The organism is Paraburkholderia sp. MM5496-R1 (genome assembly GCF_050436205.1).
Classification (GTDB): domain Bacteria; phylum Pseudomonadota; class Gammaproteobacteria; order Burkholderiales; family Burkholderiaceae; genus Paraburkholderia; species Paraburkholderia tuberum.
Genome location: NZ_JBNDLT010000002.1, coordinates 3,945,754 through 3,970,263, shown reverse-complemented (window position 1 = coordinate 3,970,263; position 24,510 = coordinate 3,945,754). Strand labels below are relative to the sequence as shown.

Genomic DNA, 24,510 nt, shown 5'->3' with positions numbered 1-24,510 from the left:
CATGAAGATTCGTCGATTCAACCTGGCCGCGCGTGCGTTCGTCGCGCCGCCGGCCGATGCGGCGTCCGCAGGCGGCTGTCTGTCCGGCGGCATCGTCACGAAGGCTTCGCGCGGACCGTTCGCGATTGCCGGCATGCGTTTTTTGCGTAATCGCGCGGCATTTGCAAGTCTCGTGATCCTGCTGCTGATCGTCGTCGCATGCTTTGCGGGGCCGCTGTTTCTGCCCAACAATCCGGTCGACAGCGACTGGGGATCGATCAGTCTGCCGCCGTCGTGGCTCGGCCTGCATCTGTTCGGTACCGACGAACTCGGTCGCGACCTGCTCGCGCGCACGCTGGTGGGCGGGCGCGTATCGCTCGAAGTCGGGTTGCTCGGCACGCTGGTGTCCGGACTGATCGGCGTCGCGTGGGGCGCGACAGCCGGCTTCATGGGCGGACGCGTCGATGCCGTTATGATGCGCGTCGTCGACGTGATGTACGCGATTCCGTACATGCTGATCGCGATCATGATGATGACGCTGTTCGGCCGCGCGTTCTATCTGGTCGTGCTGACCATCAGCGCGTTTTCGTGGCTCGATATGGCGCGCGTGGTGCGCGGTCAGACGCTGTCGCTGCGTTCGCGCGAATTCGTCGACGCGGCGCGTGCGACTGGCGTCAGCACCCGCGCCATCATCGCGCGGCATATCGTGCCGAACCTGATCGGCGTGGTGGTGGTGTATGCCACGGTCACAGTGCCGACGATCGTGCTGACGGAATCGGTGCTGTCGTTTCTCGGACTCGGCGTCCAGGAGCCGATGACGAGTTGGGGCGTGCTGATCGAAGACGGTGCCCAAAAACTCGAATCGATGCCGTGGCTGCTGCTCTGCCCTGCCGTCATGCTGTGCGTGACGCTGTATTGCGTGAACTTCGTCGGCGACGGTTTGCGCGACGCTCTCGACCCCAAGGATCATTGACATGGCGCTACTCGAAGTGAAGGACCTGAGTGTGCGCTTCACGCGCCGCGAAGGACCGCCGGTCGATGCGGTCCAACGCGTGTCGTTTTCGCTCGACGCGGGCAGCACGCTGGGCATCGTCGGCGAATCGGGGTCGGGCAAGAGTCAGACCGTGATGGCGCTGCTCGGTTTGCTGTCGTCGAACGGCAGCGTGTCGGGCACCGCACTGTATCGTGGCGAAGACGGCGGCGATCTGCTGACGATGAACAACGCAGCGCTGAACAGGATTCGCGGCAACCGGATCGGCATGGTGTTTCAGGACCCGATGACGGCGCTCAATCCGTTTTTGACCATTGAACGGCAGATGACGGAATCGCTGCAATTGCACAAGAAGCTGTCGCGTCGCGAAGCGCGTCGGCGTGCCATCGAGGTGCTCGACACGGTGCGGATTCCCGATGCCGCACGCCGCATCGGCATGTATCCGCATGAGTTTTCCGGTGGTATGCGGCAGCGCGTGATGATTGCGATGGCGTTGCTGTCCGAACCGGACATTTTGATTGCCGACGAACCGACTACCGCGCTCGACGTCACCGTTCAGGCGCAAATCATCGAATTGCTGCGCGAACTGAATCGCGAGCGCGGCACGGCAATCGTCCTCATCACGCACGACATGGGCGTGGTCGCCGGATTGTGCGACACCGTGATGGTGATGTATGCAGGGCGCACGGTCGAGCAGGCAGACGCGCGCGCGCTGTTCGCGGCGCCGACCCATCCGTACACGATCGGCCTGCTGAACGCGCTGCCGCGCATCACCGACGACGACCGCCCGTTGCAAACCATTCCGGGCAATCCGCCTTTGCCGGGGCAAATCGGCGCGGGTTGCGCGTTCGCACCGCGTTGTTCGTTTGCAGACGATACTTGCCGCACCACAGTGCCGTCGCTCGATGCGCGTAGCGATCTGGCGGGTGCATTGCGCGCGTGCCACCGTCCGGTTTCAGCCATTCTGGAGGCCGTTCGATGAACCAGCATTCCGCTTGCAACAGTACCGAACCGCTGCTGTCGGTGAACGAACTGAAGGTGCATTTCAGCGTGCCGCGCGGCAAATTACCGTGGTCTGGCAAGGCCACGCTGCGCGCTGTCGACGGCGTGTCGTTCGATGTACGGCGCGGCGAAACCGTCGGGCTGGTGGGTGAATCCGGCTGCGGCAAGTCCACGCTCGCGCGCGCGATCGTCGGTCTTGCGCCTGCGTCGGGCGGCAGCGTCAAGCTTCATGGCGTCGAAACCGTGCAAGGCGCGAAGCGCGATCTCGGCATCTTGCGGCGCGACGTGCAGATGATCTTTCAGGACCCGCTCGCGTCGCTCGATCCGCGCATGACGATCGAGCAGATCGTCGCGGAGCCGTTGATCACGCATCGGCCCGATGTCGCGCGCGCCGATGTGCGCGCTCGCGTGCTGACCATCCTCGAACGCGTCGGCCTGAATGCGCAGCATCTGCGGCGCTATCCGCATGAGTTTTCGGGCGGGCAATGTCAGCGCGTCGGAATTGCACGGGCATTGATCAGCGAGCCGCAACTCGTGATCTGCGATGAACCGGTGTCCGCGCTCGACGTGTCGATTCAAGCGCAAATCGTTAATCTATTGCGCGACTTGCAACGCGAACTGTCGTTGTCGCTGCTGTTCGTCGCACACGATCTGGCCGTGGTGAAAGCAATCAGCCATCGCGTGATGGTGATGTATATGGGGCGCGTGATAGAGTTCGGCGAAAAACGCGCGCTGTACGCGGCACCTGCGCATCCCTATACCCGTGCATTGCTGTCGGCCGTACCGGTTCCCGACCCGACCGTCGAGCGCGCGCGACGGCATCTGCTGCTTCAAGGCGAGATTCCGTCGCCCTTGCAACCGCCGTCGGGATGCGCGTTCCGCACGCGCTGCCCCGCCGCGATCGACGCATGCGGCGATGCGCAACCGCAAGCGGTTTCCCAGCAAGGTGATGCACGGCGGGTTGCGTGCATCCGGGTTCCCGTTCCTACCGAATAGCGCCTGTTTCATGGGCGGGAGTTCAACAACCGGGACAGCGGCGAAAGCCCACGCTCGACCGGCCCGAGCTGACGGCCTGGTGATGGGCCAAAAGCAAAGCCCGTTCAAGTTCCCATGAACGGGCTTTGTCCGGCGGAGTGGACGGGACTCGAACCCGCGCCCCCGGCGTGACAGGCCGTATCATATAGGCTGCGAGGCCGGACTGGCATGGCGTGTGACTCCTGAGTAACGGAACACCACTCGCGGAACACCACTCGCGAAATGGTATATCGATACGTATATCACGACCACATCAAGTCAAATATTTATTGAAAATCAACAAGTTGTGCAACTGATGAAAATCGCCACCTGGAACGTCAACTCCCTCAAAGTCCGCCAGCAACACGTCATCGACTGGCTCGCGAGCAGCGGCACCGACGTGCTGTGCCTGCAGGAACTGAAGCTTCCCGACGAAAAATTTCCGCGCGCCGAACTCGAGGCGGTCGGCTATCGAAGCTGGTACGCGGGTCAGAAAACCTATAACGGTGTCGGCATTCTGGTGCGCGAAGGTTTGAACGTCGACGAAAGCAGCATCGTGCGCAACATCCCCGGTTTCGAGGACCCGCAGCAGCGCGTGATCGCGGCAACCATCGACGGCGTGCGCATCATCTCCGCGTATTTCCCCAACGGCCAGGCGCCCGGCACCGACAAGTTCGCGTACAAGCTGCGCTGGCTCGACGCGCTGCACGACTGGCTCGCAACCGAGATGACGCTGCATCCGAAGCTCGCCTTGCTCGGCGACTACAACATCGCGCCCGACGATCGCGACGTGCACGATCCGAAGGCATGGGAAGGTCAGAATCTGGTATCGCCCGAGGAACGCGCGGCGTTCGTGCGGCTGATCGGCCTCGGTCTGCTCGACGCGTTCCGCCAGTTCGAGCAGCAGGAAAAAATCTATTCGTGGTGGGACTACCGGATGATGGCGTTCCGTCGCAACGCGGGACTGCGCATCGATCACATCCTGCTGTCGAAGGCATTGGCCGACATCTGCTCGGCGTGCGACATCGACAAGGTGCCGCGCAAGTGGGAGCAGCCGTCGGATCACGCGCCAGTGTTCGCGCAGCTGGGCTGATCCGGCATACAGCGACGAAACGAGGCAGCGCTGCCTCGCGTCCCTATTGCTTCAAGCGCCGCCCAGCACACCCCACAAGAACCCGAACACCATCGCATCATGCTCGGCCTGCTCCAACTCATCGGAGCCGCCGTGGCCGCCTTCCGTATTCTCCCGATACCACACGTGCTGCGCGCCCAGCGCCTGCATGCGCGCGGCCATTTTGCGCGCATGGCCGGGATGCACGCGATCGTCGGCGGTCGACGTCGTGAATAGCACCGGCGGATACGCGACACCCGCCGCGAGGTTGTGATACGGCGAATACGCGGCGAGCGCACGCGCTTCATCGGGTTCGTCGGGGTCGCCGTACTCGTCGATCCACGAGGCGCCCGCATGCAGCAGGTGATAGCGGCTCATATCGAGCAACGGCACCTCGCAGACGACCGCGCCGAATAGCTGCGGCCGCTGCACCATGCAGGCGGCCACGAGCAAACCGCCGTTGCTGCCGCCCTGAATGCCGAGCTGTGCGGCGCTCGTCACGCCGGTCGCGATCAGCGCCTCGGCGACCGCGATGAAATCATCGAACGCGCGCTGGCGATGCTCGCCTTGCGCCGCCGTGTGCCAGCGCGTGCCGAACTCGCCGCCGCCGCGAATATGCGCGACCACGTACACGCCGCCGCGTTCGAGCCAGCCGATGCCCTGCCCCGTCAGATAGCTCGGCAGCAGCGGAATCGCGAAGCCGCCGTAGCCGCTCAGCAGACATGGGCGCGTCGGGCTTTCATCGCCCGGCGATGACGGCGCTTCCTTCGGCCCAATCACCGTGTAGGGTACGCGCGTGCCATCGGCCGATACCGCATGTCCGCGCGTCACCGCGACGCGCGTCGCGTCGAACTGCGTCGGCCAGCGGTCGAGCAACTCCCATTCGCCGGGCTCCTCGAGCGCGAGATCGGAGAGCCAGTAGGCGGGCGGTTGCAGATAATCGTCGGTGTCGACAAACACCTCGTCGTTCAATGTCGACTCGACCGGCGACACGTCGATCTGCGCATCGCCGCGCGACGCGAACACGCGCTCACGCCACTGCCAGGTGCCGTCCTCGCGCCGCGACGGCGTCCAGATCAGCGTCTTGCCGCGCACGTCGTCGAGATACGACACGATCATATGATGGCGCGTATGCGACCACTCGCAGGCCGAGGTCAGCGGCGTCGGCGTGAAGAGCGGCGTCACGTCGCGCTCGCCGCGCAGAAACGCGTCCTCGCGAATCGCGAGCAGCGCGCCGCCCGGATAGCGCGCGAGATTACCGTCCCACTCGCACTCCCAATCGAGCCGCGGCTCGAGCAACAGCCAGCCCTGCCACGCCCCCACCGCGACGTGCGACGGCACTTCGTAACGATGCCAGGCGTCGCTAGCGTCGTCGAGGTAATACGTGTGCGAATCGAAAAAGTCGACGCTGCTCGTCACCGTATGCCGGCGATCGACCGGATCGTAATGCGCCTCCACGCCGATGTCGCCAAACTCGCCGCGAAACACGACGGGCGCATCGGCGAGCGCGGTACCGCGGGTCCAGCGCCGCACGTCGCGCGGATAACCGGAGCGCGTCAGCGTCTTGCGCCCATTGTCCCAGCCGAGGTACAGCGTATCGCGATCGATCCACGACACCGTGTGCTTGCCCGCCTTCGCAATCGCGAAGCCATCGTCGACGAAACGCCGGGCGTCGAGATCGAACTCGCGCACGACGAGCGCATCCGAACCGCCCGGCGACATCGTGATCAGCGCGCGGTCGCCGTCCGGATAAAGGATATCGAGATCGACGCACACCCACGGCGTGCCGTCGGCCGCGCCGAGCGCGTCGAAGTCGAGCAGGTTCTGCCACACCGGTGCGCCGTTGCGCCATGCGGCCCACGCAGTGCGTCGCCAGATACCGCGCGGATTGCGCTCGTCCTGCCACAAATCGTAGGCCCAGTCCTTCCAGCGATCCGGAATCACCGGACGCTCGCGCGGCAGATAGGCATCGGCGAGCCGCCGTCTGAGCGCGTCGAACGACTCGCCGCTGCACCACGCCACGCGGGTGCGCGCATTCTGCGCGTCGACCCATGCGAGAGCGTCAGCGTCGTACAGCTCTTCGAGCGACAGGAAAGGATCGGGGGAAAGCGGCCACTCGAACGGGGCGGGAGAAGCTGAAGAAGCTGGCATCGTCGGCTGTTGGATCGGAACAGCGTTGATTATGCCTCGTGCGCGGTGGTTGACGGTTGCCGCGGGGCGCGACGCAACAACGACGAAGGCGGCCTGAGCCGCCCTCGCCTGCCATGCAGCATCGCTCAGAACGAGCGTGTCAAGGCTCCAGATTGAGCTCTTGAATCTTGCGCGTAATCGTATTGCGCCCGATGCCGAGCCGCTCGGCCGCCTCGACCTTGCGGCCGCGCGTGAAGTCGAGCGCCTCGCGGATCACGGCCGCTTCGAAGCGGCGCGCGAGTTCGTCCATCACGTCGGCCGCGTTTTCGCGCAGCATGCGCGCGACTTCGGTGCGCAAGCCGCCTTCCCATGCGCTCAGCGCGGTGGCGACCGACGCACCGGCCGCCCCACCCGGATGCACGAGCGCGCCGCCGTTCGTGCCAGCGAGCGGCACGCCGCCCGCGATTCCCGCATTGGTCACCACGGTGCCATCCGTCGTCGCTCCGGCAGCGGCGCCCGCACCAAGCTCGCTCCCGGCGCCGTGCGCGGGACCGAGATCGGGCGGCAGATCCTTGGTTTCGATCGTCTGCGCGGGCGCCATCACCGTGAGCCAGTTCGCGAGGTTCTCGAGTTGCCGCACGTTGCCTGGAAACGGCAGCGACGCGAGATACGCGAGCGCCTCCTCGGACACGCGCTTCGGTTCGACGCCGAGATCGCGCGCACTCTTTTGCAGGAAATGCCGCGTCAGCAGCGGGATATCCTCGTTGCGCTCGCGCAACGCGGGCAAGCGCAGACGGATCACGTTCAGACGGTGATACAGGTCCTCGCGAAACAGTCCTTGCCGCACGCGCGATTCGAGATTCTGGTGCGTCGCCGCGATCACCCGCACATTCGCGCGCAACGGATTGTGGCCGCCTACGCGATAGAACTGCCCGTCCGACAGCACGCGCAACAAACGCGTCTGCAGATCGAACGGCATGTCGCCGATTTCGTCGAGAAACAGCGTGCCGTTCTCGGCCTGCTCGAAGCGTCCCTGGCGCATCGCCTGCGCGCCGGTGAACGCCCCGCGCTCATGACCGAACAGTTCGGACTCCAGCAAATCCTTCGGAATCGCGGCCGTGTTCAACGCGATGAAGGGGCCGTTCGCGCGTGGGCTATGTCGGTGCAGCGCGCGCGCGACCAGTTCCTTCCCGGTGCCTGATTCGCCGGTAATGAGCACGGTGGCCGCCGAATGCGACAGGCGGCCGATCGCGCGAAACATGTCCTGCATCGCGGGCGCCTGGCCGAGCATCTCGGGCGCTTCGGCGACGCGGTCGTCCCACGTCTGCTCGCCGCGCATGCTTTCGTCGACCGCGCGGCGAATCAGCTCGACGGCCTTGTCGACGTCGAACGGCTTCGCCAGATACTCGAACGCGCCGCCCTGGAATGCGGCGACCGCGCTATCGAGATCCGAGAACGCGGTCATGATGATGACCGGCAAGCCCGGCACCTTGTCGCGTACGGTTTGCAGCAGCTCCAGCCCGGAGCCGCCGGGCATGCGGATATCGGAGACCAGCACCTGCGGGCTGTCGTGATCGAGCGCGGCCGACGCTTCGCGCACGTTCGCGAAGCTGCGCGTCGCGAAGTTCTCGCGCGCCAGCGCTTTCTCGAGCACCCAGCGAATTGATTGATCGTCGTCTACTATCCAGATCGGCTTCATATAGGTCGGTCAGAAGTCTTGAGGTGCTTGTGTTATCTAGAGGTCGAGCGGCAGCAGAATCTGAAACTCGGTATGGCCCGGCCGGCTGTCCACCTCGATCAGACCTTCGTGCTGCTGCACGAAGGTCTGCGCTAGCGTGAGACCGAGACCGCTGCCGTCCTCGCGCCCCGACACGAGCGGATAGAAAATGCGGTCGCGAATCTCTTCGGGAATGCCTGGGCCGTTGTCGATGATATGCAAGTCCAATGCCAGCTTGCACAGGCGTTTTGAAATCGTGACCTTGCGCGCGATGCGCGTGCGCAATTCGATGCGCGCATCGCCCTGCGAGATCCGCTCGCGCAACGCCTCGGCCGCATTGCGCACGATGTTCAGCAGCGCCTGGATCAGCTGCTCCTTGTCGCCGCGCAGATCCGGCACGCTGACGTCGTAGTCGCGCTCGATCGTCAGGCCGCGCGGAAACTCCGCGAGAATCACCTGACGCACGCGCTCGCACACCTCGTGAACATTCACATCGCCGACGATATGCGGATGCCGGTGCGGTTCGAGCAAGCGGTCGACCAGCGTCTGCAGACGGTCCGACTCCTTGATGATGACCTGGGTGTACTCGCGCAACTCGTCGCGCTCACGTTCGCCGAGTTCGAACTCGAGCAGTTGCGCGGCGCCGCGAATGCCGCCCAGCGGATTCTTGATTTCGTGCGCGAGATTGCGGATCAGATGCTTGTTGACGGCGGTCAGGTCGTTGATGCGCTCTTCGCGGTCGGTGCGCAGATGCCGCTCGTTCTCGAACAGTTCGAGCAACACGTAGTCCTGCGCGCTTTCCAGAAAACCGACGATCGCATGCACGTGCAGCGGCTCGTGGCCGGGACGTTCGAGCACGGCGTCCAGATGCGTCGCGTGAAAACGGTGTGCGGCGATCGAGGTGATCGTCGCGACCAGTTCGTCCGCGTTCGAGAAGATGTCTGGCCACGCCATCTGCGTGAGTTGCTTGCGAGACATCTCCAGCATCGACTCCGCCGACGGATTCGCGAACGCGACGCGCAGCGTGCGCTTCTCGAGCACCAGCAAGACGGTCGGCAGCGCCTCGAAGCCTGGCAACAGGCCAGAACTCACGAGCTGCATGTCGTCCGACAGCGTCTGTTCGTGTCCTTTCCTTGCCTTGATCAGATTCTTGAGAACCATCTTGCAGTCTGGCCGGTAGGAGATGGTGATAAATCAGGAGTGCTGCTTTATTGTGCTGCACCGAATGCCGTGTTGCCCGCGCGCGGCCGGCCGTGCGTACGGCCTAACGAAAAAGGGACGGCGCCGCCGTCCCTTCGTGACCGATCGCGAGCGTCGGGCAAAGCGCTTCGCCGGGTGAAGGGCGAAGCGCCATGGCCCCTTACAGCGAGTAATACATTTCGAATTCGATCGGGTGCACCGCCTGACGATAACGCTGCAGTTCCGTCGTCTTCAGTTCGATGTACGCGTCGAGCATCGCATCCGTGAATACCCCGCCGCGCGTCAGGAACTCGCGGTCCGCGTCGAGCGAGTCGAGAGCCTGGTCGAGGCCCGCGCACACGGTCGGGATCTTTGCATCCTCTTCCGGCGGCAGGTCGTACAGGTTCTTGTCGGCGGCTTCGCCCGGGTGAATCTTGTTCTGCACGCCGTCCAGACCCGCCATCATCAGCGCGGAGAAGCACAGGTACGGATTCGCCAGCGGATCCGGGAAGCGCGTTTCGATACGGCGGCCCTTCGGGTTCGACACGTGCGGAATTCGGATCGATGCCGAACGGTTGCGAGCCGAGTAAGCGAGCTTGACCGGCGCTTCGAAGTGCGGCACGAGACGCTTGTACGAGTTCGTACCCGGGTTCGTGATCGCGTTCAGCGCGCGAGCGTGCTTGATGATGCCGCCGATGTAGAACAGCGCGAATTCCGACAGACCTGCGTAGCCGTTGCCCGCGAACAGGTTCTGGCCGTCCTTCCAGATCGACTGGTGAACGTGCATGCCCGAACCGTTATCGCCGACGACCGGCTTCGGCATGAACGTTGCCGTCTTGCCGTACGTGTGCGCGACGTTTTGGATGATGTACTTCAGTTGCTGCGTCCAGTCAGCGCGCTGCACCAGCGTCGAGAACTTCGTGCCGATTTCATTCTGGCCCATGCCCCCCACTTCGTGGTGATGCACTTCGACCGGAATGCCGATCTGTTCGAGCAGCAGACACATTTCCGAACGGATGTCCTGGAACGAATCGACCGGCGCGACCGGGAAGTAGCCGCCCTTGGTGCCCGGACGGTGGCCGGTGTTGCCGCCTTCGAATTCCTTCGCCGACGACCACGGTGCTTCTTCCGAACCGATCTTCACGAAGCAGCCCGACTGGTCCGTGTTCCACTGGACCGAGTCGAAAATGAAGAATTCCGGTTCCGGACCGAAGTACGCGGTGTCGCCGAGTCCCGAGCTCTTCAGGTACGCTTCGGCGCGCTTCGCGAGCGAGCGCGGGTCGCGCTCGTAGCCCTTGCCGTCAGCCGGTTCGACGACGTCACAGGTCAGCACGAGGGTCGATTCTTCGTAGAACGGGTCGATGAAGGCCGTGTTCGCGTCCGGGACCAGCAACATGTCCGATGCTTCGATGCCCTTCCAGCCGGCAATCGACGATCCGTCAAACGCATGGCCGCTTTCGAACTTGTCTTCATCGAATGCCGACACCGGCACCGAAACGTGTTGTTCCTTGCCGCGCGTGTCGGTGAAACGGAAGTCGACAAACTTGACGTCTTCGTCCTTGACGAGTTGAATGACGTCGGCCACGGATTTACTCATAACCTATCTCCTGATTAACAATTTCGGCGGATTCAGCCGCCGCCCAATCTAGCTGACCCATCCCGGAACGTCCACTTATATGGCGTCGCGGGCGGAAAATTCTGCCGGGATAAATCGATCGGCACCTATAAAGCAGATAGTGTGCCACCTCTGGGCCTCGTATGGGCAAATCCGGCGCACACCATTACGCTGCTTACGTTTGCCGGCCACGCACGAGGCGCGAGCAGCCTCGCAAACAAACGTGCGGGCATCGCAACGCACCAATTTCGCTCATTCACCGCTTTGGAAATGACGATCCATACCATTTTGGTGCATTCAGCAGGAAATGCACCATATTTGAGCATCGAGGTTGGGACGGCCGCCCGCGACTGCCTGGCGCCGTCCAGTCTACACAGGTCTGTGCGCTGCCTGCAGCGCGCTAGAATGATCATTTGGTCCGAAGGAGATTGACACTCATGAGCACGCTCGAACAGCTTTACGCGAAGGCGGACGCCCGCCGCACCGAGAACCAACTGCCCTACGCGGGCGCGGTATCGCCGGCCGAGGCGTTCGAACTGCTGGAACTCGATCCGCGCACGCGTCTCGTCGACGTGCGTACCCGCGCCGAACTCGACTGGGTCGGCCGGCCGGTGATCGGTGATGGCCAATACGCGCATGTCGAATGGACGCGCTATCCGGGCGCGGTGCCCAATCAGGAGTTCGTGCAGCAACTCGCGAAGGTCGCCTCGCCCGACACGCCGGTGCTGTTCCTGTGCCGCAGCGCCGCGCGCTCGAAGCTCGCCGCGATCGCCGCGACCCAGGCCGGCTTCACGAAGGCGTATGACCTGCTGGAAGGCTTCGAAGGCGACAAGGACGGCCAGGGGCATCGGAAGACGGTGTCGGGATGGTGTTTTCGCGGCTTGCCGTGGATCGGAGCCTGATGGCGCGTGCCGCACTGCCCGCGTCTGCGGAAGCCCGTGGCGCGGCGCTGAAGCACGCCGATTGAAACGGTTCGCGCCGACCACGCATTGATTGCAATGCGTCGGCGCGGGTTGTGACACTGCGATGTCGCGGTTCGCGCCAACCTAACCCTCAGGCGCGGACCGCTTGTTTCGTCGAGCGCCGCGCGCGGCGCTCCATTGTGTTCAGCGCGCGGCCGAAATCCCGAACCCGTGCAACTTGCCCGCGCTGACCTGTTTCGGCAGCCCGACGCTCGTCACGAGCTTGCCCGGCGGCATCGCGATGGTCTGCCCCACACCGCCACCGCGTTATCGAGCGGGCCGCCAGACAAGACGCAGCTCGCGCCGCCGAATGAGAACGGTTTGCCCGGCGCCGCGCCCGCCGCCGTCAAGGCCTGCGACGAGTAGCTGAACAGCGAGCCGTCGAAGTCGGGACCCTGACCATCGGTATCGGTGCTGCCGTCGCTGCCGATGCCGTGGTTGTTTGTACTGCCCGGCATTGCCTTCGACATAGTTGTCGGTGCTGCTCTGCGTCTGCGCAATCCAGCTTCCGTCCGAGTTGCGCGCGGCGATCGGAGGCGGCGGCAGCGACGTGTTGAGCAGGTTCTGCCAATAGGCCGAGCGGCTCAGCAGCATCTTCTGGATCGTTGAATTGCCCAGTTGGCCGGCAAACTGCGAAATGGCGAAATCGCTGCTCGCGTATTCGAGCGTCGACGATGCCTGCCCCCATTCGCCATTCGTGATGTCGCCGAACTGCAGATAACTGGCGCGGCCGCCGTTCGTGGTCACGCCGTTGCACGCCGTTCCGGGAACGTTGGCCATCTTGATCATGTGCTTCAGCGCGCCCGAGGTATCGAACGCTCGCGCGCCGAATGCATAGGCGCCCGCCACGATCAGCGAGCCGGCTTCGCCGGGCATCACTCCATCCTCGACGTTGTCGTTGACCCAATGCGGAATCGCGCCGCACTGATCCGCATCGTTGACTAGCGACTGCGCCATATCGCTGGTTTCCTGAGGAAACAGCGTGGCCTTGAGCGCAATCAGCGAGCGATGGATGTCCCAGCCCGAAAAGCTGGTGTACTGCGCCGCGTGGCCCGCGCTAACCGTATGGACCTGCTGGTCGAAGCCGATATATTGGCCGTTGGAATCGCTGAATCCGCTCGGCGCCCACAGCGCGTGATAGAACGCCGTATAAAACTTCGTCAGCGCAGCCGTGTCCTGACTACTTACCTGAATCGTATTGAGGGCCCGCTCAGCTTCACGGCTTACCCGTGGCCGCTGCTGCCGCCGCCGCTTCAGGCTCGACGATATCGCCACCGAGCAGATGCACCCCCTCTCGCAGCTTCACGAACGCCGCGGCGACGGCTTCCGGTTCACCCTTCACACCCAGATCGATGTGATGCCGCGCATACACGCCGCCGCGCTCCGCATCCCCTACGCTCGGCAGGCTGAACACCCGCACGCCCGGAAAATCGCGCTCGATTTTCTCCATCAGCGGTGTCACGCGCGACTCCGGCAACTCGAACACCAGCAGCGATTTTTCAGCGTGCGGCGTCGTGTGATGCAGATGCGCGTACCGCGTGTCGAGCACCCACTCGATCATCGGCCAGGCCATCACCGGGAAACCCGGCACGAAATGGTGTTGGCGGATCGAAAAGCCCGGAATCTTGTTGTAGCCGTTCGGAATGATGTCGGCGCCCTGCGGGTACGTGCCCATATTCAGGCGATGCCGGTTCTCGGCCGAGTTCAGATCGAGCGGCGCCGGCGAGTTCGCGGGATACATGTCGCGGATACGCTCCTGAATCAGCTTCGCGGCCTCCGGATGCAGCTCGAGCGGCACGCCGAGCGCGGCCGCCGCGCACTGGCGCGTGTGGTCGTCCGGTGTCGCGCCGATACCGCCCGTCGAGAACACGATGTCGCCCGACGCGAACGTGCGCCGCAGCGTCGCCGTGATGCGCTCCGGATCGTCGCCGATGTACTCCGCCCAGCCGAGCGATAGCCCGCGCCCGCTGAGCAACTCGATGACCTTCGGCAGATGCTTGTCGACGCGTCTGCCCGAGAGGATTTCATCGCCGATGATGATGACGCCAAATGCCATTGCCGCCTCTTTAGTTTGATCAATAGGGAACCGGCGCGACCTCGCGCGCGCCACCAGGCGCTTCCGCCCGCATGCGCTGCAGCGCGCGCAGGCAGTAGTTGCCGAACCATAGCGCCGAGAACACGAGGATGAACGCGTAAATCCAGATCGTCACCGTCGTGATCACCGGGAACAGCACAATCAGCCATACCGACGAAGCCCACAACAGCGTCGGCAGCGAACCTAGCAGGCCGCTCACGATACCGATCAGCAGCAACGGCAGCCGGTGGCGCCGCACCAGTTCGCGCCGCTCGTCGCGCGTCGCATGCAACGAGAGCGCATCGTAGGTCATCACGCGATACGTGAGCCATCCCCACAGCAGCGGCGGAATCAACGCGAAGAACGGCGGCACGAGCCACAGCGGCAACGTGACGATCAGCAGCGCCAGACACAGCAGCGTGGTCCAGAGCGCTTGACCGAGGCTACCGTACCACGTTCCGCCGCGGCGCATCTCCAGCCCGGCGAACTGGCGGGCCGCGAGAAAGCGGATCACGGCCGGCATCGACAGCATGGCGATCAGCAGCAGCACCGTGACGACGATCAGCGGGATCGCCATCGCAATCACGATGAACGGCGCGATGACCGAGTGCAGCGTCGAAAAACCGAGCACGTCGAACAGATGATAAAGCGTGGCGGTGAAAGACCAGTCGTCGAGCCAGGTGCGGGTCGCGCCGGTCAGCGTCTGCCAGAAGAACCACAGGAGTACGCCCCAGCCGACCGTCGCGACGATAAACGGTTTGAAGGTCAGCCAGAGCATGCGCGGATGCAACGCGCTTGCGAGTGCGCGCCCAAACGAGCGCAACAGATCATTCATGCGAGCCAGTGCCTGCGAACGAAACGATGGACGGGAAAATCGCGCCGCGCCCGGGCCAGGCATGCAGGGGCACTGGAGGGTGCGCTCGAACGTGCACAGCATAAACCAAGGGACGCGCCGCCGGCGGAAGTGAGCAGCGCGGCAAAGTGCGCGCTCGAATGGATCCGCAATGGACTCAGAACGGACTCTGAACCGACTCAAACGGCAGCGGTGTCGTTGCCGGGTGCGCGGCGCTTCGATACGAGGCGATGCGCGATGCGCACGAAGGCGAACCAGTGCTGCGCCCAGAATCCATCGCCATAGCGGCGGCCTTCGAGCTGATCGCTGATACCGGTCGGCTCCATATCGCGGCTCCACGACACGCTGCGGAACAACATGTCCCACCACGGGAACAGCACGCCGAAATTGCAACCGTAATTGAGCCCTTCATGACCGTACCCGATCGCGTGGTGACGGCGGTGGAACGCCGGGCTGACGAGCAGCCGCTCGCCGAGCCAGCCGTAATACAGGCGGATGTTCGCGTGCTGCACGCTTTGCGCGAGATTCGTGATCGCGACCAGCACGACGAACTGCGACGGCGGCACACCGATTGCGAGCGCGATCATCGCGAAGAACGACGCCTGCAGCAGATCGTCGAGCAGATGGTTGCGATCGTCGGACCACAGCGACATCTGCCGCTGGCTATGGTGTACCGCATGCAGCTCCCACCACACGCCGAAGCGGTGCTGCCAGCGGTGATACCAGTAGCCGGCGAAATCGAGTACGAGCAGATACATGACGAACGTGACGAGCGGCTGCGTGGTCACGCCGGGCCACAGGTTGTCGAAGTTCAGGTTCGCGATGCCGTGCAGCCGAAGCCAGCCTTGCACGTTGTCGAAGAACGGTTGCAGCGCGAAGAAAAAGAACAGGTTCAGAATGCCGAGCTTGGCGATCCACGTGTACAGCACGTCGACGCGCACGGCCTTGCGGTTCTCCCATTGCTCGACCGGGCGCAGCGCCTCGAGCGGACGCAGGATCGCGTACATCGCGAGCACCTCGAGCACACCGACGATGACCCAGTACAGGCTGTCGTAGGTGTCCTCGTCGTAGTCCATCAGATTGAACCGGAACAGCAGTGGCTGCACCACGTCGACGTACAGCCACGTCTGCGCGGCTGAAACGAAGCTGTCGAGTGAGGAGAAAATCAGATGGAACATGATGCTGGCCTGTTACTTCATCCTTGGTGGCTCGTGGCGTCCTGGCTCTGCCCTGTTGCCCTCAGGCACTGTCGGGCGCCCTCAGGCCCCTCAAGCGCCGTTCGGCGCCGTCACCGGCGCGCGGTCGAAGAAATAAATGCCGTGCGGCGAGCGGCCCACCGAAATGGTCTGGATCAGCTTGCGCGTGTTGAGATCGATGATGCCAACGTGCTTCGCGAAGCGGAAGGTCACCCACAGATAGCGTTTGTCGGCGGAAAGTTCCATATCGTCCGGTCCCGGCATCAGGCCGGTGATGTCGCCGACGTTGGTGAGCGTGTCTTCGTCGATGATGCTGATCGTGCTGGCGACGCGGTTCGACACCGCGACATGCTTGCCGTCGGCGAGCGAGCGGAAATTGTGAGCGCCCTTGCCCGTGTGAATCGTCTTGACGATCTTCTGGTTGCGCCAGTCCACCACGGCGACGCAGTCCTCGCCGGTCATGCCGACGAGCAGGTACTTTTCCCCCGGCGTCATCCACAGACCCGCGGGCACCTTGCCGACCTTCATCTTCCATTTGACGGTTTGCGTGGGCAGGTCGATGGCGGCGAGCTCGCCCGAGATCTGCAGCGAGACGAACACCGTCTTGCTGTCATTCGAGAACGCCATGTGGCTCGGCATCACCGCGAGCGGCAGCCGTGAAGCCAGCGTCATCTGGTTTTTCGGGTTGTCGTAGTGATAGATGTCGAGTCGATCGAGCCGCAGTCCCGTAGTGACGAGCCACTTGCGATCAGGCGAAAAACCGATCTGATAGGGATCTTCGATGTTCTCGACCCAGCGCTGTAACTGCCCCGTCTTCGGATCGACGAACATCAGGCTGTTCGACACCGAATTGGCGACGATCAGCGAGGAATTGTCCGGCGTGGCCATCAGGTGATGCGGTTCCTTGCCCGTGGGCACGGTGCCGACGACCTGGTGGCTGTTCTCGTCGATCAGGCTCAGCGTGGCCTCGCCGGAATTGAGCACGATCACGTTATTGGCGTGCGCCGCCGGAGAAAAAAAGCCTGCGGCGGCGACCAGCACCGCGGTCGCGGCGAACGTGGCACTCAAGCCGGGAAGAAAAAATTTACGCATGAAAACTCGCTTCGGAGAACAACGGTCATTGTAGAACGTTTGCCGGTCCGGGCGGTTGACGTAAGTCACTGGCGACGACCGAAAAATGACGGGTGCGATGAAGCGCGGCCGCGAGCGGGAGGTTTCGTCTGCCACGTTCGGTTTGATGCTCGCGCCGCGGGTTTTCGAGTGAGGAATCAATGTGCTCTCCCTGTCAGGGTCAATCATGCATCAGCCACACGTTAAAATCGCGCAAATGATTATCGGGAACAATAAGAATAATCCTCTTTCCTTATCAATAAAAACCTAGCCGTATTAATATATTTTTTAGCCCGATTGAATTTCGGAGTTTGCTGATATCTGGATTGCACGCGGACATCGGAGAATTCTCCATACGCGCCGCCCCGGTAACGCCTCCCCCATGAATCCCGAGCGTACATCGCCGGGCTGACGCGCGCTCGGCCAAATAACGCAAGCCTTACCAATGACCGGCGTTTTTGTATTTTCAATATTTTCAAACCCACCAGGCAATAACTTGACGTCAAAGTCGGAATACGCGCTGCGTGCCACCAACTACAATAATGCGGAGGATTTTTAATTGATGAACAAGAATATTTCGATAATTCGCCATACCACGTCTCAAATAAAAGTCGCAGCACGGCGAACTGCCTGCCTGCAAACACACCGTGCTTCCGCGCGCCAGAAAAGCATCGCCCGGGCGGTTCGAAGTACCGCGGGTGTTGCAATAGCGGCGGCGGCCCTTTACGTCACGGAAGCGACAGGCGCCGGCGTCGATTCCGTCGAGGTAGGCACGGCCAGCGCGCCCGGCGACTTCGCGGTCGCGATAGGTGCACAAGCCACCGCAAGCGGCAACTCATCGCTGGCGGTCGGCTCGCAGGCGAACGCGCAAAACGACGGCGCGATCGCGGTAGGGGCGAACGCCACGGCACAGGGCGATAGCGCCGTCGCCATGGGCCTCTCCTCTTCGGCACAAGGCGAAGGCGCGAGCGCCTTCGGGCCTTATGCGAATGCGCAAGCGGAACGCGCGACCGCGGTCGGTCTGAACGCGTCGGCGCTTGGCGTCGACTCGGTCGCAGCGGGCTCCGGTTCAATGGCGGCGGACTCGGCCGCCTCCGCGTTTGGCTCCCTATCCACGGCAACCAGCATCGGATCGACCGCGCTCGGCTATGTCGCGCAGGCCGGAGGCGCCAACTCGCTCGCCGCCGGAGCATGGGCCTCGGCGCTCGCGGACTCGAGCGTCGCGCTTGGCAGTAATGCCGTCGTCAGCGGCGTCGGCGCCATCGCCCTCGGCGTTGCCGCGCAGGCACGCGGCGCCTACGCCAGCGCAATCGGCTTCGGCGCAACGGCCGCGGGAGCCGGCGCGATCGCGCTCGGCAGCAACGCAAACGCGAGCGCCGACAATAGCGTCGCGCTAGGCGCCAACGCCAGCACCACGACGGACCTGTCGCAAAGCGCGTTTGTGCCCGTGGGAACGGGCGCCACCCCGATCGCGGCCTCCAGCGCGACGGGCGAAGTCTCGCTCGGCTCGGCGAACAACGAGCGTCGCCTGACCAACGTCGCCGCGGGCGCCGCGCCCACCGACGCGGTCAACGTGAGCCAGTTGAGCGCGGTCGACAACAAGGTCGATGCACTCGCTCAAAGCAGCGCGCTGCATTACTTCAGCGCTGCTGACCCGGTCGACGGCTCCAACGAGGCGCTCGCAGACGGCACGCACGCGCTTGCCGCGGGCAGCAACGCCAGCGCTATGGGCAGCAACGCAACCGCATTCGGCACCAGCGCCAGCGCCAGCGCAACCGACTCGACCGCGATCGGCGCGGGCGCCGTCGCCGGCACGGCCGACGCGACCTCGCTGGGCGCGTCAGCGTCGGCCTACGGCTCCGGTGCGACGGCGCTCGGCTCCAACGCCACGGCGAGCGGCGCCGGCGCCCTCGCGCTCGGCTCCGGTGCCAGCGCAGCCGCCGACAACGCACTTTCGCTCGGATCTAACTCGAGCGCGCTAGTTGCAAACTCCGTCGCGCTCGGCCAGGGCTCGATCGCCGATCGCGCGGGTACCGTGTCGGTCGGTTCAACGGGCAACGAGCGCCAGATCACCAACGTCGCGGCTGGCACCGCCGACACCGATGCGGTCAACGTCGCCCAGCTGAAAGCGGTGAGCGACCAGAGCAGCGCGACCGCAGCGAAGCTCGACGGCGCGGTCATGTACGACACGAACGCCGACGGCAGCATCAACCGGAACAGCGTTACGCTCGGCGGCGATACCACGGAGGGCACCGTCATCCACAACGTCGCGGACGGCGTACAGGCGTCCGACGCGGTCAACCTCGGTCAGTTGAACGCGGCGCTCGAAGGCGCGATCAATAACGCGACGATCGGCTCGGCCGACGCGTTGTTCAGCGCGGCAGGCGATAGCGCGACTGAGAGCGCGCAGGCGTCCGGCGCGCACGCGATTGCGGCCGGGGCGAACGCGCGGGCGAGCGGCGTCAACACGGTCGCCGAGGGTGCGAACGCAGAGGCGGCCGGCACGAACGCGATTGCCGTCGGCGCGAATGCACAAGCAAGCGGCACCAACGCGGCAAGCATCGGAGCGAACGCCATCGCCAGCGGCAACAACGCGACGGCGGTCGGTGCCGCAGCCAGCGCGAGCGCCGACAACTCGGTGGCGTTAGGCCAGGGCTCCGTCGCCGACCGAGCGAACACGGTATCGGTTGGCGCGGCGGGCCAGGAACGCCAGATCGCCAACGTCGCGGCCGGCGTGCGAGGCACCGACGCGGTCAACGTCAATCAGTTGCAGCAAAGCGTGAGCGGCGCGATCAGCGCGTCGAATCGCTATACCGACGACCAGATCCGCTCCGCCCGTCGGGACAGCTACGGGGGCACGGCATCGGCGCTCGCGATGGCAGCTTTGCCGCAAGCGGTGCTGCCGGGACACGGCATGGTCGCCATGGCGGGTGGCACGTACGGCGGTCAATCTGCGCTCGCAATCAGCGTGTCGCAGTTGTCGGACACCGGCAAATGGATCTACAAGGTCCAAGGCAGCACCGACTCTCGCCGACAGTTCGGCGCATCGATCGGCGCGGGGATGCATTGGTGAAATCAGCTCGAGTGAACGTATCGGACCGAGTCCGGCCGCGACGGCGCTCAGAGGACGCTCGGTGTACCCCGCGCGCACCGGTGCGCGGGCCCGCTCATCGGCCGCGGTGCACACCCAGTGTCCAGCGTCCGCGAGCGAGCGCCCTGGCTTTAGCGCTGCATCGACTCCCACACCTTGTGCAGGCGCTTCACCGAAACCGGCATCGGGGTGCGCAACTCCTGCGCAAACAGCGAGATGCGCAATTCTTCGAGCAGCCAGCGGAATTCCGCGAGCCGCGGATCCACGACGCCGCCGCGCTGCGACACCGCGCGCTGATAGTGCTGCAGCAGCGGCTGGAATTCGGCGAACTGGCGCGCGTCGCGTATGGCGTCCGCGCGCAGCTTGTCGATACGCAGCGCCATCCCCTTCAGATAACGCGGGAAATGTGCGAGTTGGGCATACGGCGTATCGACGACAAAACGCTTGCCGATCAGCGCATCGAGCTGATTCTGCAGATCGGTGTACGCGGCCACGAATGGCTTCGCCTGCAGGAGCTTCTTCGTCAGGCTCGCGTATTCGCCAAGAATCTGACCGACCAGCCGCGAAATTTCCTGCGCGAGCAACGTGAGGCGGCTACGCCCTTCGTCGCGGCGGACATGGAAGCTCGCATCGTCGTCGGGCAGCGGATCCTGCAGACACGCGCGGTCGAGTGCGGTGTCGATCAGCTGATCGCGCAGCTCCTCCTGCGTGCCGCGCGGCATGAACTGCATGGCCATTTCGCGCAGGCCTGGCAGATTCTTCTCCAGATACTTGATCGGCTCCTTCAACTGCAGCGCGAAGAGCCGACGCAAGCCCGCCCGATGAATCCGCGCGGCTTCTTCCGGCGAATCGAACACCTCGACGTCGCAATGGGTGCCACGGTCCACGAGCGCCGGGTAGCCAAACAGCGTCTGACCACCACGGCGAATTTCGAGCAACTCGGGCAACTTGCCGAAATTCCACGTGGTCAGGTTTTCATACAGCGCGGTGGCTGGTGCGCCTTCGGGTGTCGCGGGTTGCGGCGCGGCCGCGCCCTTGCCGCGCGACGCGCCACTCTGAGCCAAATCTGGAGAGCGTGCAGGTGCCGCAACACCGCCGCCGCCCGCGTCGGCCAAGGCGGCGCCCGCCGCGCCCGAAACGAGCTTCTGGAAATGCTGCTGCGCCTGAGCGCCGAGCTCGGCGCGCAGTTGCGACAAATTGCGCCCCATCGCGAGCTGCCTGCCATGTTCGTCGATGACCTTGAAGTTCATGAACAGATGCGCGGGCAGCGTCTCGAGCTTGAAGTCGGACTGCTTCATCGTGACCTGGGTCTGCTCGCGCAGGTCGGCGATCAGCGCCTCGAGCAAGCCTCCTCCTCCGAAGCGCTGTGCGCCGTGCCGTTCGGCGAAGCCCGCCGCGTACTCGGGGAGCGGCACGCAATGCCGACGCAGCTTTTGCGGCAGCGACTTCAGCAGCAACTGCGCCTTTTCTTTCAGCATCCCGGGCACGAGCCACTCACAGCGGCGCGCGTCGACCTGGTTCAGCGCGTACAGCGGCACTGCGAGCGTCACGCCGTCGCGCGGCGTGCCCGGCTCGAAGTGGTAGGTCAGCGCCATCTCGATGCCCGCCATCGTCAGCCGCTTAGGGAACAGATCCGTCGTGACACCCGCCGCCTCGTGCCGCATCAGATCGTCTCGGGACAAATACAACAGCCGCAGCTTGTCCTCCGCCTGGGCACTCTTTTCGACCTCGTCGCGATACCAGCGCTCGAACGCGGCGCCGGTATGGATGCCGTCCGGGAGCGCCTGATCGTAGAACGCGTAGATCAATTCGTCGTCGACCAGCACGTCCTGGCGGCGCGACTTGTGCTCGAGCTGCTCGATGTCGGCGAGCAGCCTGCGGTTGTGCGCGAAGAACGCAAGCTTCGTGTCGAACTCGCCTTCGACGAGCGCACCGCGAATGAACAGCTGGCGCGCCCGCGCCGGGTCCTGCTTGCCGAATGCGACGCGCCGCCGGTGATAGATCGGCAGGCCGTACAGCATCGCGCGCTCGAACGCGGACACCTGCGCCGCGCGCTTTTCCCAATGCGGCTCGGACAACGACTTCTTGAGCAGATGCGCGCCGACCTTCTCGACCCACTCCGGCTCGATTTTCGCGATACAGCGCGCGTACAAACGGCTCGTTTCGACGAGCTCGGCGGCCATCACCCACTTGCCTGCTTTTTTCACGAGCGCCGAGCCGGGCCACAAATAGAACTTGATGCCGCGCGCGCCGAGGTAGTACGGCTCGTCGTCGGCTTTCAGGCCGATGTTGCCGAGCAGACCGGTCAGCAGCGCCAGATGGATCTGCTCGAATGTCGCCTCCGCTTCGTTCAGCCGCCAGCCGTGCTCGCGCACCACCGTCAGCAGCTGCGAGTGAACGTCGCGCCATTCGCGCAGCCGCAGTTGCGACAGGAAGTTCTTGCGGCACTCGTCCTGCAGTTGCCGGTTCGATTTCTTGTGCGCGATCGCTTCGTCGAACCAGTTCCAGATCTTCAGCCACTGCAGGAATTCGGAGCGCTCGTCGGCGAACCGGCGATGCGCCTGGTCCGCCTGCTCCTGCGCTTCGATCGGGCGATCGCGCGGGTCCTGCACGGACAGCGCACTCGCGATGATCAGCACTTCCTTCAGCGCCTGCTGGTCGCGCGCGGCGAGGATCATGCGGCCGACGCGCGGATCGAGCGGCAGTCGCGCGAGTTCGCGGCCGAGCGGCGTCAGGTGGGTGTCGTCGTCGACGGCGCCGAGCTCGTTGAGCAACTGGTAGCCATCGGAAATCGCACGGCCCGGCGGCGGTTCGATAAACGGGAAGGTTTCGATCGCCGTCAGATGCAGCGACTTCATGCGCAGAATCACCGAAGCAAGCGACGAGCGCAGAATTTCCGGATCGGTGAAGCGCGCGCGGCCCTGGAAGTCGCTGTCCTCATACAGACGAATGCAGATGCCATCGGCGACCCGGCCGCAACGCCCCGCGCGCTGGTTCGCGGCGGCCTGCGAAATCGACTCGACCTGCAACTGCTCGACCTTGTTGCGATACGAGTAGCGCTTCACGCGCGCAAGGCCGGTGTCGACCACGTAGCGGATGCCGGGTACCGTCAGCGAAGTTTCGGCGACGTTGGTCGCGAGCACGATGCGGCGCGCGTTCGACGCGCGGAACACGCGCTCCTGCTCGGCGGCCGAGAGCCGCGCGAACAGCGGCAGGATCTCCGTGTGGGGCGGATGATGTTTGCGCAGCGCCTCGGCGGCGTCGCGAATCTCGCGCTCGCCGGGCAGGAACACCAGTACGTCGCCGGGGCCTTCGCGGCACAGTTCGTCGACGGCGTCGACGATCGCCTCCATCAGATCACGATCAGTCTCGCGCTGCGTCTTCGGGCGCTCGCGGCCAGACGAGGTTGCACTCGAGGTTCCTTGCGCCGCCTTGACCGCCGGGCTGTCCTCGACGACCGGCCGGTAACGTACCTCGACCGGATACATCCGGCCGCTCACTTCGATCACCGGCGCGGGTTTGTCGTCGCTGCCGAAATGACGCGCAAAACGGTCGGCGTCGATCGTCGCCGAGGTGACGATCAGCTTCAGGTCGGGACGCTTGGGAAGAATCTCCTTCAGGTAGCCGAGCAGAAAATCGATGTTGAGGCTGCGCTCGTGTGCTTCGTCGATGATCAGCGTGTCGTAGGCATTCAGCAGCGGATCGGTCTGCGTTTCCGCAAGCAGAATGCCGTCGGTCATTAGCTTGACCGATGCGCCCGGCGCGAGGTTGTCGTTGAAGCGCACCTTGTATCCCACCACTTCGCCGAACGGCGTGCCGAGTTCCTCGGCGATACGGCGCCCGGTCGCCGACGCGGCGATCCGGCGCGGCTGCGTATGGCCGATCAGACCATTGCCGCCGGCACCGAGACCACGGCCAAGCGCGAGGCAGATTTTCGGCAACTGCGTGGTCTTGCCCGAGCCGGTTTCGCCCGACACGATCACGACCTGATTCTCCGCGATCGCCCGCGCGATCTCGTCGCGACGACCGGAGACAGGAAGCGCTTCGGGGAACGTGACCGGTGGAATCGGATTCGGCTCGACGACCCGCGACGGCCGCGCTTCGCGCGGCGCGCGAGGTTGTTCCTTGCGCGGCTCGCCCGATTGTTTGTCGCGCAATCCGTGACGCTGCTCGCCACGAGCCCCACCGCCCCGCTTCGCACCAGACGCGTCATCCGATTCATCGCGGGATTCACCGCGCCGTTCGTCACGCGCGCCAGCGTGCTCTTCGCGACCTTTTCGACCTGCACCGCCCCCTTCAGGCGGCACCTTTCGCGCAGACGCGCCCGCCCCCCGACGCGCGTCACGCGCCTGATCGGGTTTCGCATCCTGCGCTGGGCGGCGCATCGTGTCGCCGGGGTTGGCCGGCTCGCCGGCCGACGCCGGTTTCTCGTTCGCCCCAGCGGGACTTTTGGGTACATTCGACATGGGGGCGCATTATAATCCCC

Annotated in this window: 15 protein-coding genes, 1 tRNA gene and 1 pseudogene; 6 read left to right on the top strand and 11 right to left on the bottom strand. The window is 64.4% G+C overall.

Features of this window, described 5'->3' with window-relative positions; translation table 11 throughout:
- Nucleotide 1: 1 nt before the first annotated feature.
- The 3 genes from OKW38_RS25505 to OKW38_RS25495 are packed head-to-tail and all read left to right on the top strand — an operon-like array spanning nucleotide 2 to nucleotide 2,968.
- Entirely contained in the window at nucleotides 2–952 is a 951-nt protein-coding gene (locus OKW38_RS25505) for an ABC transporter permease (protein ID WP_429363588.1), read from the top strand.
- A gap of 1 nt (nucleotide 953) precedes the next feature.
- Nucleotides 954–1,952, top strand: coding sequence for an ABC transporter ATP-binding protein (locus tag OKW38_RS25500; protein WP_429363586.1), 999 nt, complete (start codon nucleotides 954–956; stop codon nucleotides 1,950–1,952).
- Entirely contained in the window at nucleotides 1,949–2,968 is a 1,020-nt protein-coding gene (locus OKW38_RS25495; RefSeq protein WP_184006046.1) for an ABC transporter ATP-binding protein, read from the top strand. Before OKW38_RS25500 ends, OKW38_RS25495 begins: the two co-directional genes overlap by 4 nt.
- 133 nt (nucleotides 2,969–3,101) lie before the next feature.
- On the opposite strand, the gene OKW38_RS25490 is transcribed toward OKW38_RS25495, so the two are convergent.
- Nucleotides 3,102–3,224, bottom strand: a tRNA-OTHER gene (locus OKW38_RS25490).
- A gap of 78 nt (nucleotides 3,225–3,302) precedes the next feature.
- Here OKW38_RS25490 and xth point away from each other — a divergent pair.
- The gene (xth, locus tag OKW38_RS25485) at nucleotides 3,303–4,079 is read left to right on the top strand and encodes an exodeoxyribonuclease III (RefSeq protein WP_090800854.1); all 777 of its coding nucleotides are present in this window, start codon (nucleotides 3,303–3,305) and stop codon (nucleotides 4,077–4,079) included.
- A 51-nt stretch (nucleotides 4,080–4,130) separates the two neighbouring features.
- Here xth and OKW38_RS25480 read toward each other — a convergent pair whose 3' ends face one another.
- The 4 genes from OKW38_RS25480 to glnA form a co-directional block, all read right to left on the bottom strand.
- Nucleotides 4,131–6,248 (bottom strand): prolyl oligopeptidase family serine peptidase, encoded by a 2,118-nt coding sequence (locus OKW38_RS25480; RefSeq protein WP_429363584.1) that lies wholly within the window; start codon nucleotides 6,246–6,248, stop codon nucleotides 4,131–4,133.
- A gap of 139 nt (nucleotides 6,249–6,387) precedes the next feature.
- Nucleotides 6,388–7,926: a nitrogen regulation protein NR(I) gene (ntrC, locus tag OKW38_RS25475; RefSeq protein WP_090800858.1), complete on the bottom strand. Its 1,539-nt coding sequence runs from the start codon at nucleotides 7,924–7,926 to the stop codon at nucleotides 6,388–6,390.
- Nucleotides 7,927–7,962: 36 nt separating this feature from the next.
- Nucleotides 7,963–9,105: a nitrogen regulation protein NR(II) gene (gene glnL / locus OKW38_RS25470; protein ID WP_090800860.1), complete on the bottom strand. Its 1,143-nt coding sequence runs from the start codon at nucleotides 9,103–9,105 to the stop codon at nucleotides 7,963–7,965.
- A 199-nt stretch (nucleotides 9,106–9,304) separates the two neighbouring features.
- Nucleotides 9,305–10,720, bottom strand: coding sequence for a type I glutamate--ammonia ligase (gene glnA / locus OKW38_RS25465; protein ID WP_090800862.1), 1,416 nt, complete (start codon nucleotides 10,718–10,720; stop codon nucleotides 9,305–9,307).
- Nucleotides 10,721–11,175: 455 nt separating this feature from the next.
- Between glnA and OKW38_RS25460 the strand changes: the two genes are divergently transcribed.
- Complete coding sequence (locus OKW38_RS25460) at nucleotides 11,176–11,640, top strand: rhodanese-like domain-containing protein (protein WP_090800864.1); 465 nt, start codon at nucleotides 11,176–11,178, stop codon at nucleotides 11,638–11,640.
- 267 nt (nucleotides 11,641–11,907) lie between these two features.
- Here OKW38_RS25460 and OKW38_RS25455 read toward each other — a convergent pair.
- The 5 genes and pseudogenes from OKW38_RS25455 to OKW38_RS25435 all read right to left on the bottom strand — a co-directional run.
- Nucleotides 11,908–12,903 (bottom strand): annotated as a pseudogene (locus tag OKW38_RS25455) (glycoside hydrolase domain-containing protein); the annotation flags it as partial.
- A gap of 13 nt (nucleotides 12,904–12,916) precedes the next feature.
- Entirely contained in the window at nucleotides 12,917–13,756 is an 840-nt protein-coding gene (locus tag OKW38_RS25450; RefSeq protein ID WP_429363583.1) for a competence/damage-inducible protein A, read from the bottom strand.
- Between the two features lie 19 nt (nucleotides 13,757–13,775).
- Nucleotides 13,776–14,609, bottom strand: a complete 834-nt coding sequence (locus tag OKW38_RS25445; protein ID WP_429334901.1) for an EI24 domain-containing protein — start codon at nucleotides 14,607–14,609, stop codon at nucleotides 13,776–13,778.
- Between the two features lie 197 nt (nucleotides 14,610–14,806).
- Nucleotides 14,807–15,805, bottom strand: coding sequence for a sterol desaturase family protein (locus OKW38_RS25440; protein ID WP_090800869.1), 999 nt, complete (start codon nucleotides 15,803–15,805; stop codon nucleotides 14,807–14,809).
- Between the two features lie 90 nt (nucleotides 15,806–15,895).
- A complete protein-coding gene (locus OKW38_RS25435; protein ID WP_429363582.1) occupies nucleotides 15,896–16,915 on the bottom strand; it encodes a beta-propeller fold lactonase family protein in 1,020 nt (339 codons plus the stop codon).
- Between the two features lie 580 nt (nucleotides 16,916–17,495).
- Between OKW38_RS25435 and OKW38_RS25430 the strand changes: the two genes are divergently transcribed.
- The gene (locus OKW38_RS25430) at nucleotides 17,496–20,006 is read left to right on the top strand and encodes a YadA family autotransporter adhesin (protein WP_429363581.1); all 2,511 of its coding nucleotides are present in this window, start codon (nucleotides 17,496–17,498) and stop codon (nucleotides 20,004–20,006) included.
- A gap of 149 nt (nucleotides 20,007–20,155) precedes the next feature.
- Here OKW38_RS25430 and hrpA read toward each other — a convergent pair whose 3' ends face one another.
- On the bottom strand, nucleotides 20,156–24,490 hold the full coding sequence (hrpA, locus tag OKW38_RS25425; RefSeq protein WP_429363580.1) for an ATP-dependent RNA helicase HrpA: 4,335 nt from the start codon (nucleotides 24,488–24,490) through the stop codon (nucleotides 20,156–20,158).
- Nucleotides 24,491–24,510: the final 20 nt, after the last annotated feature.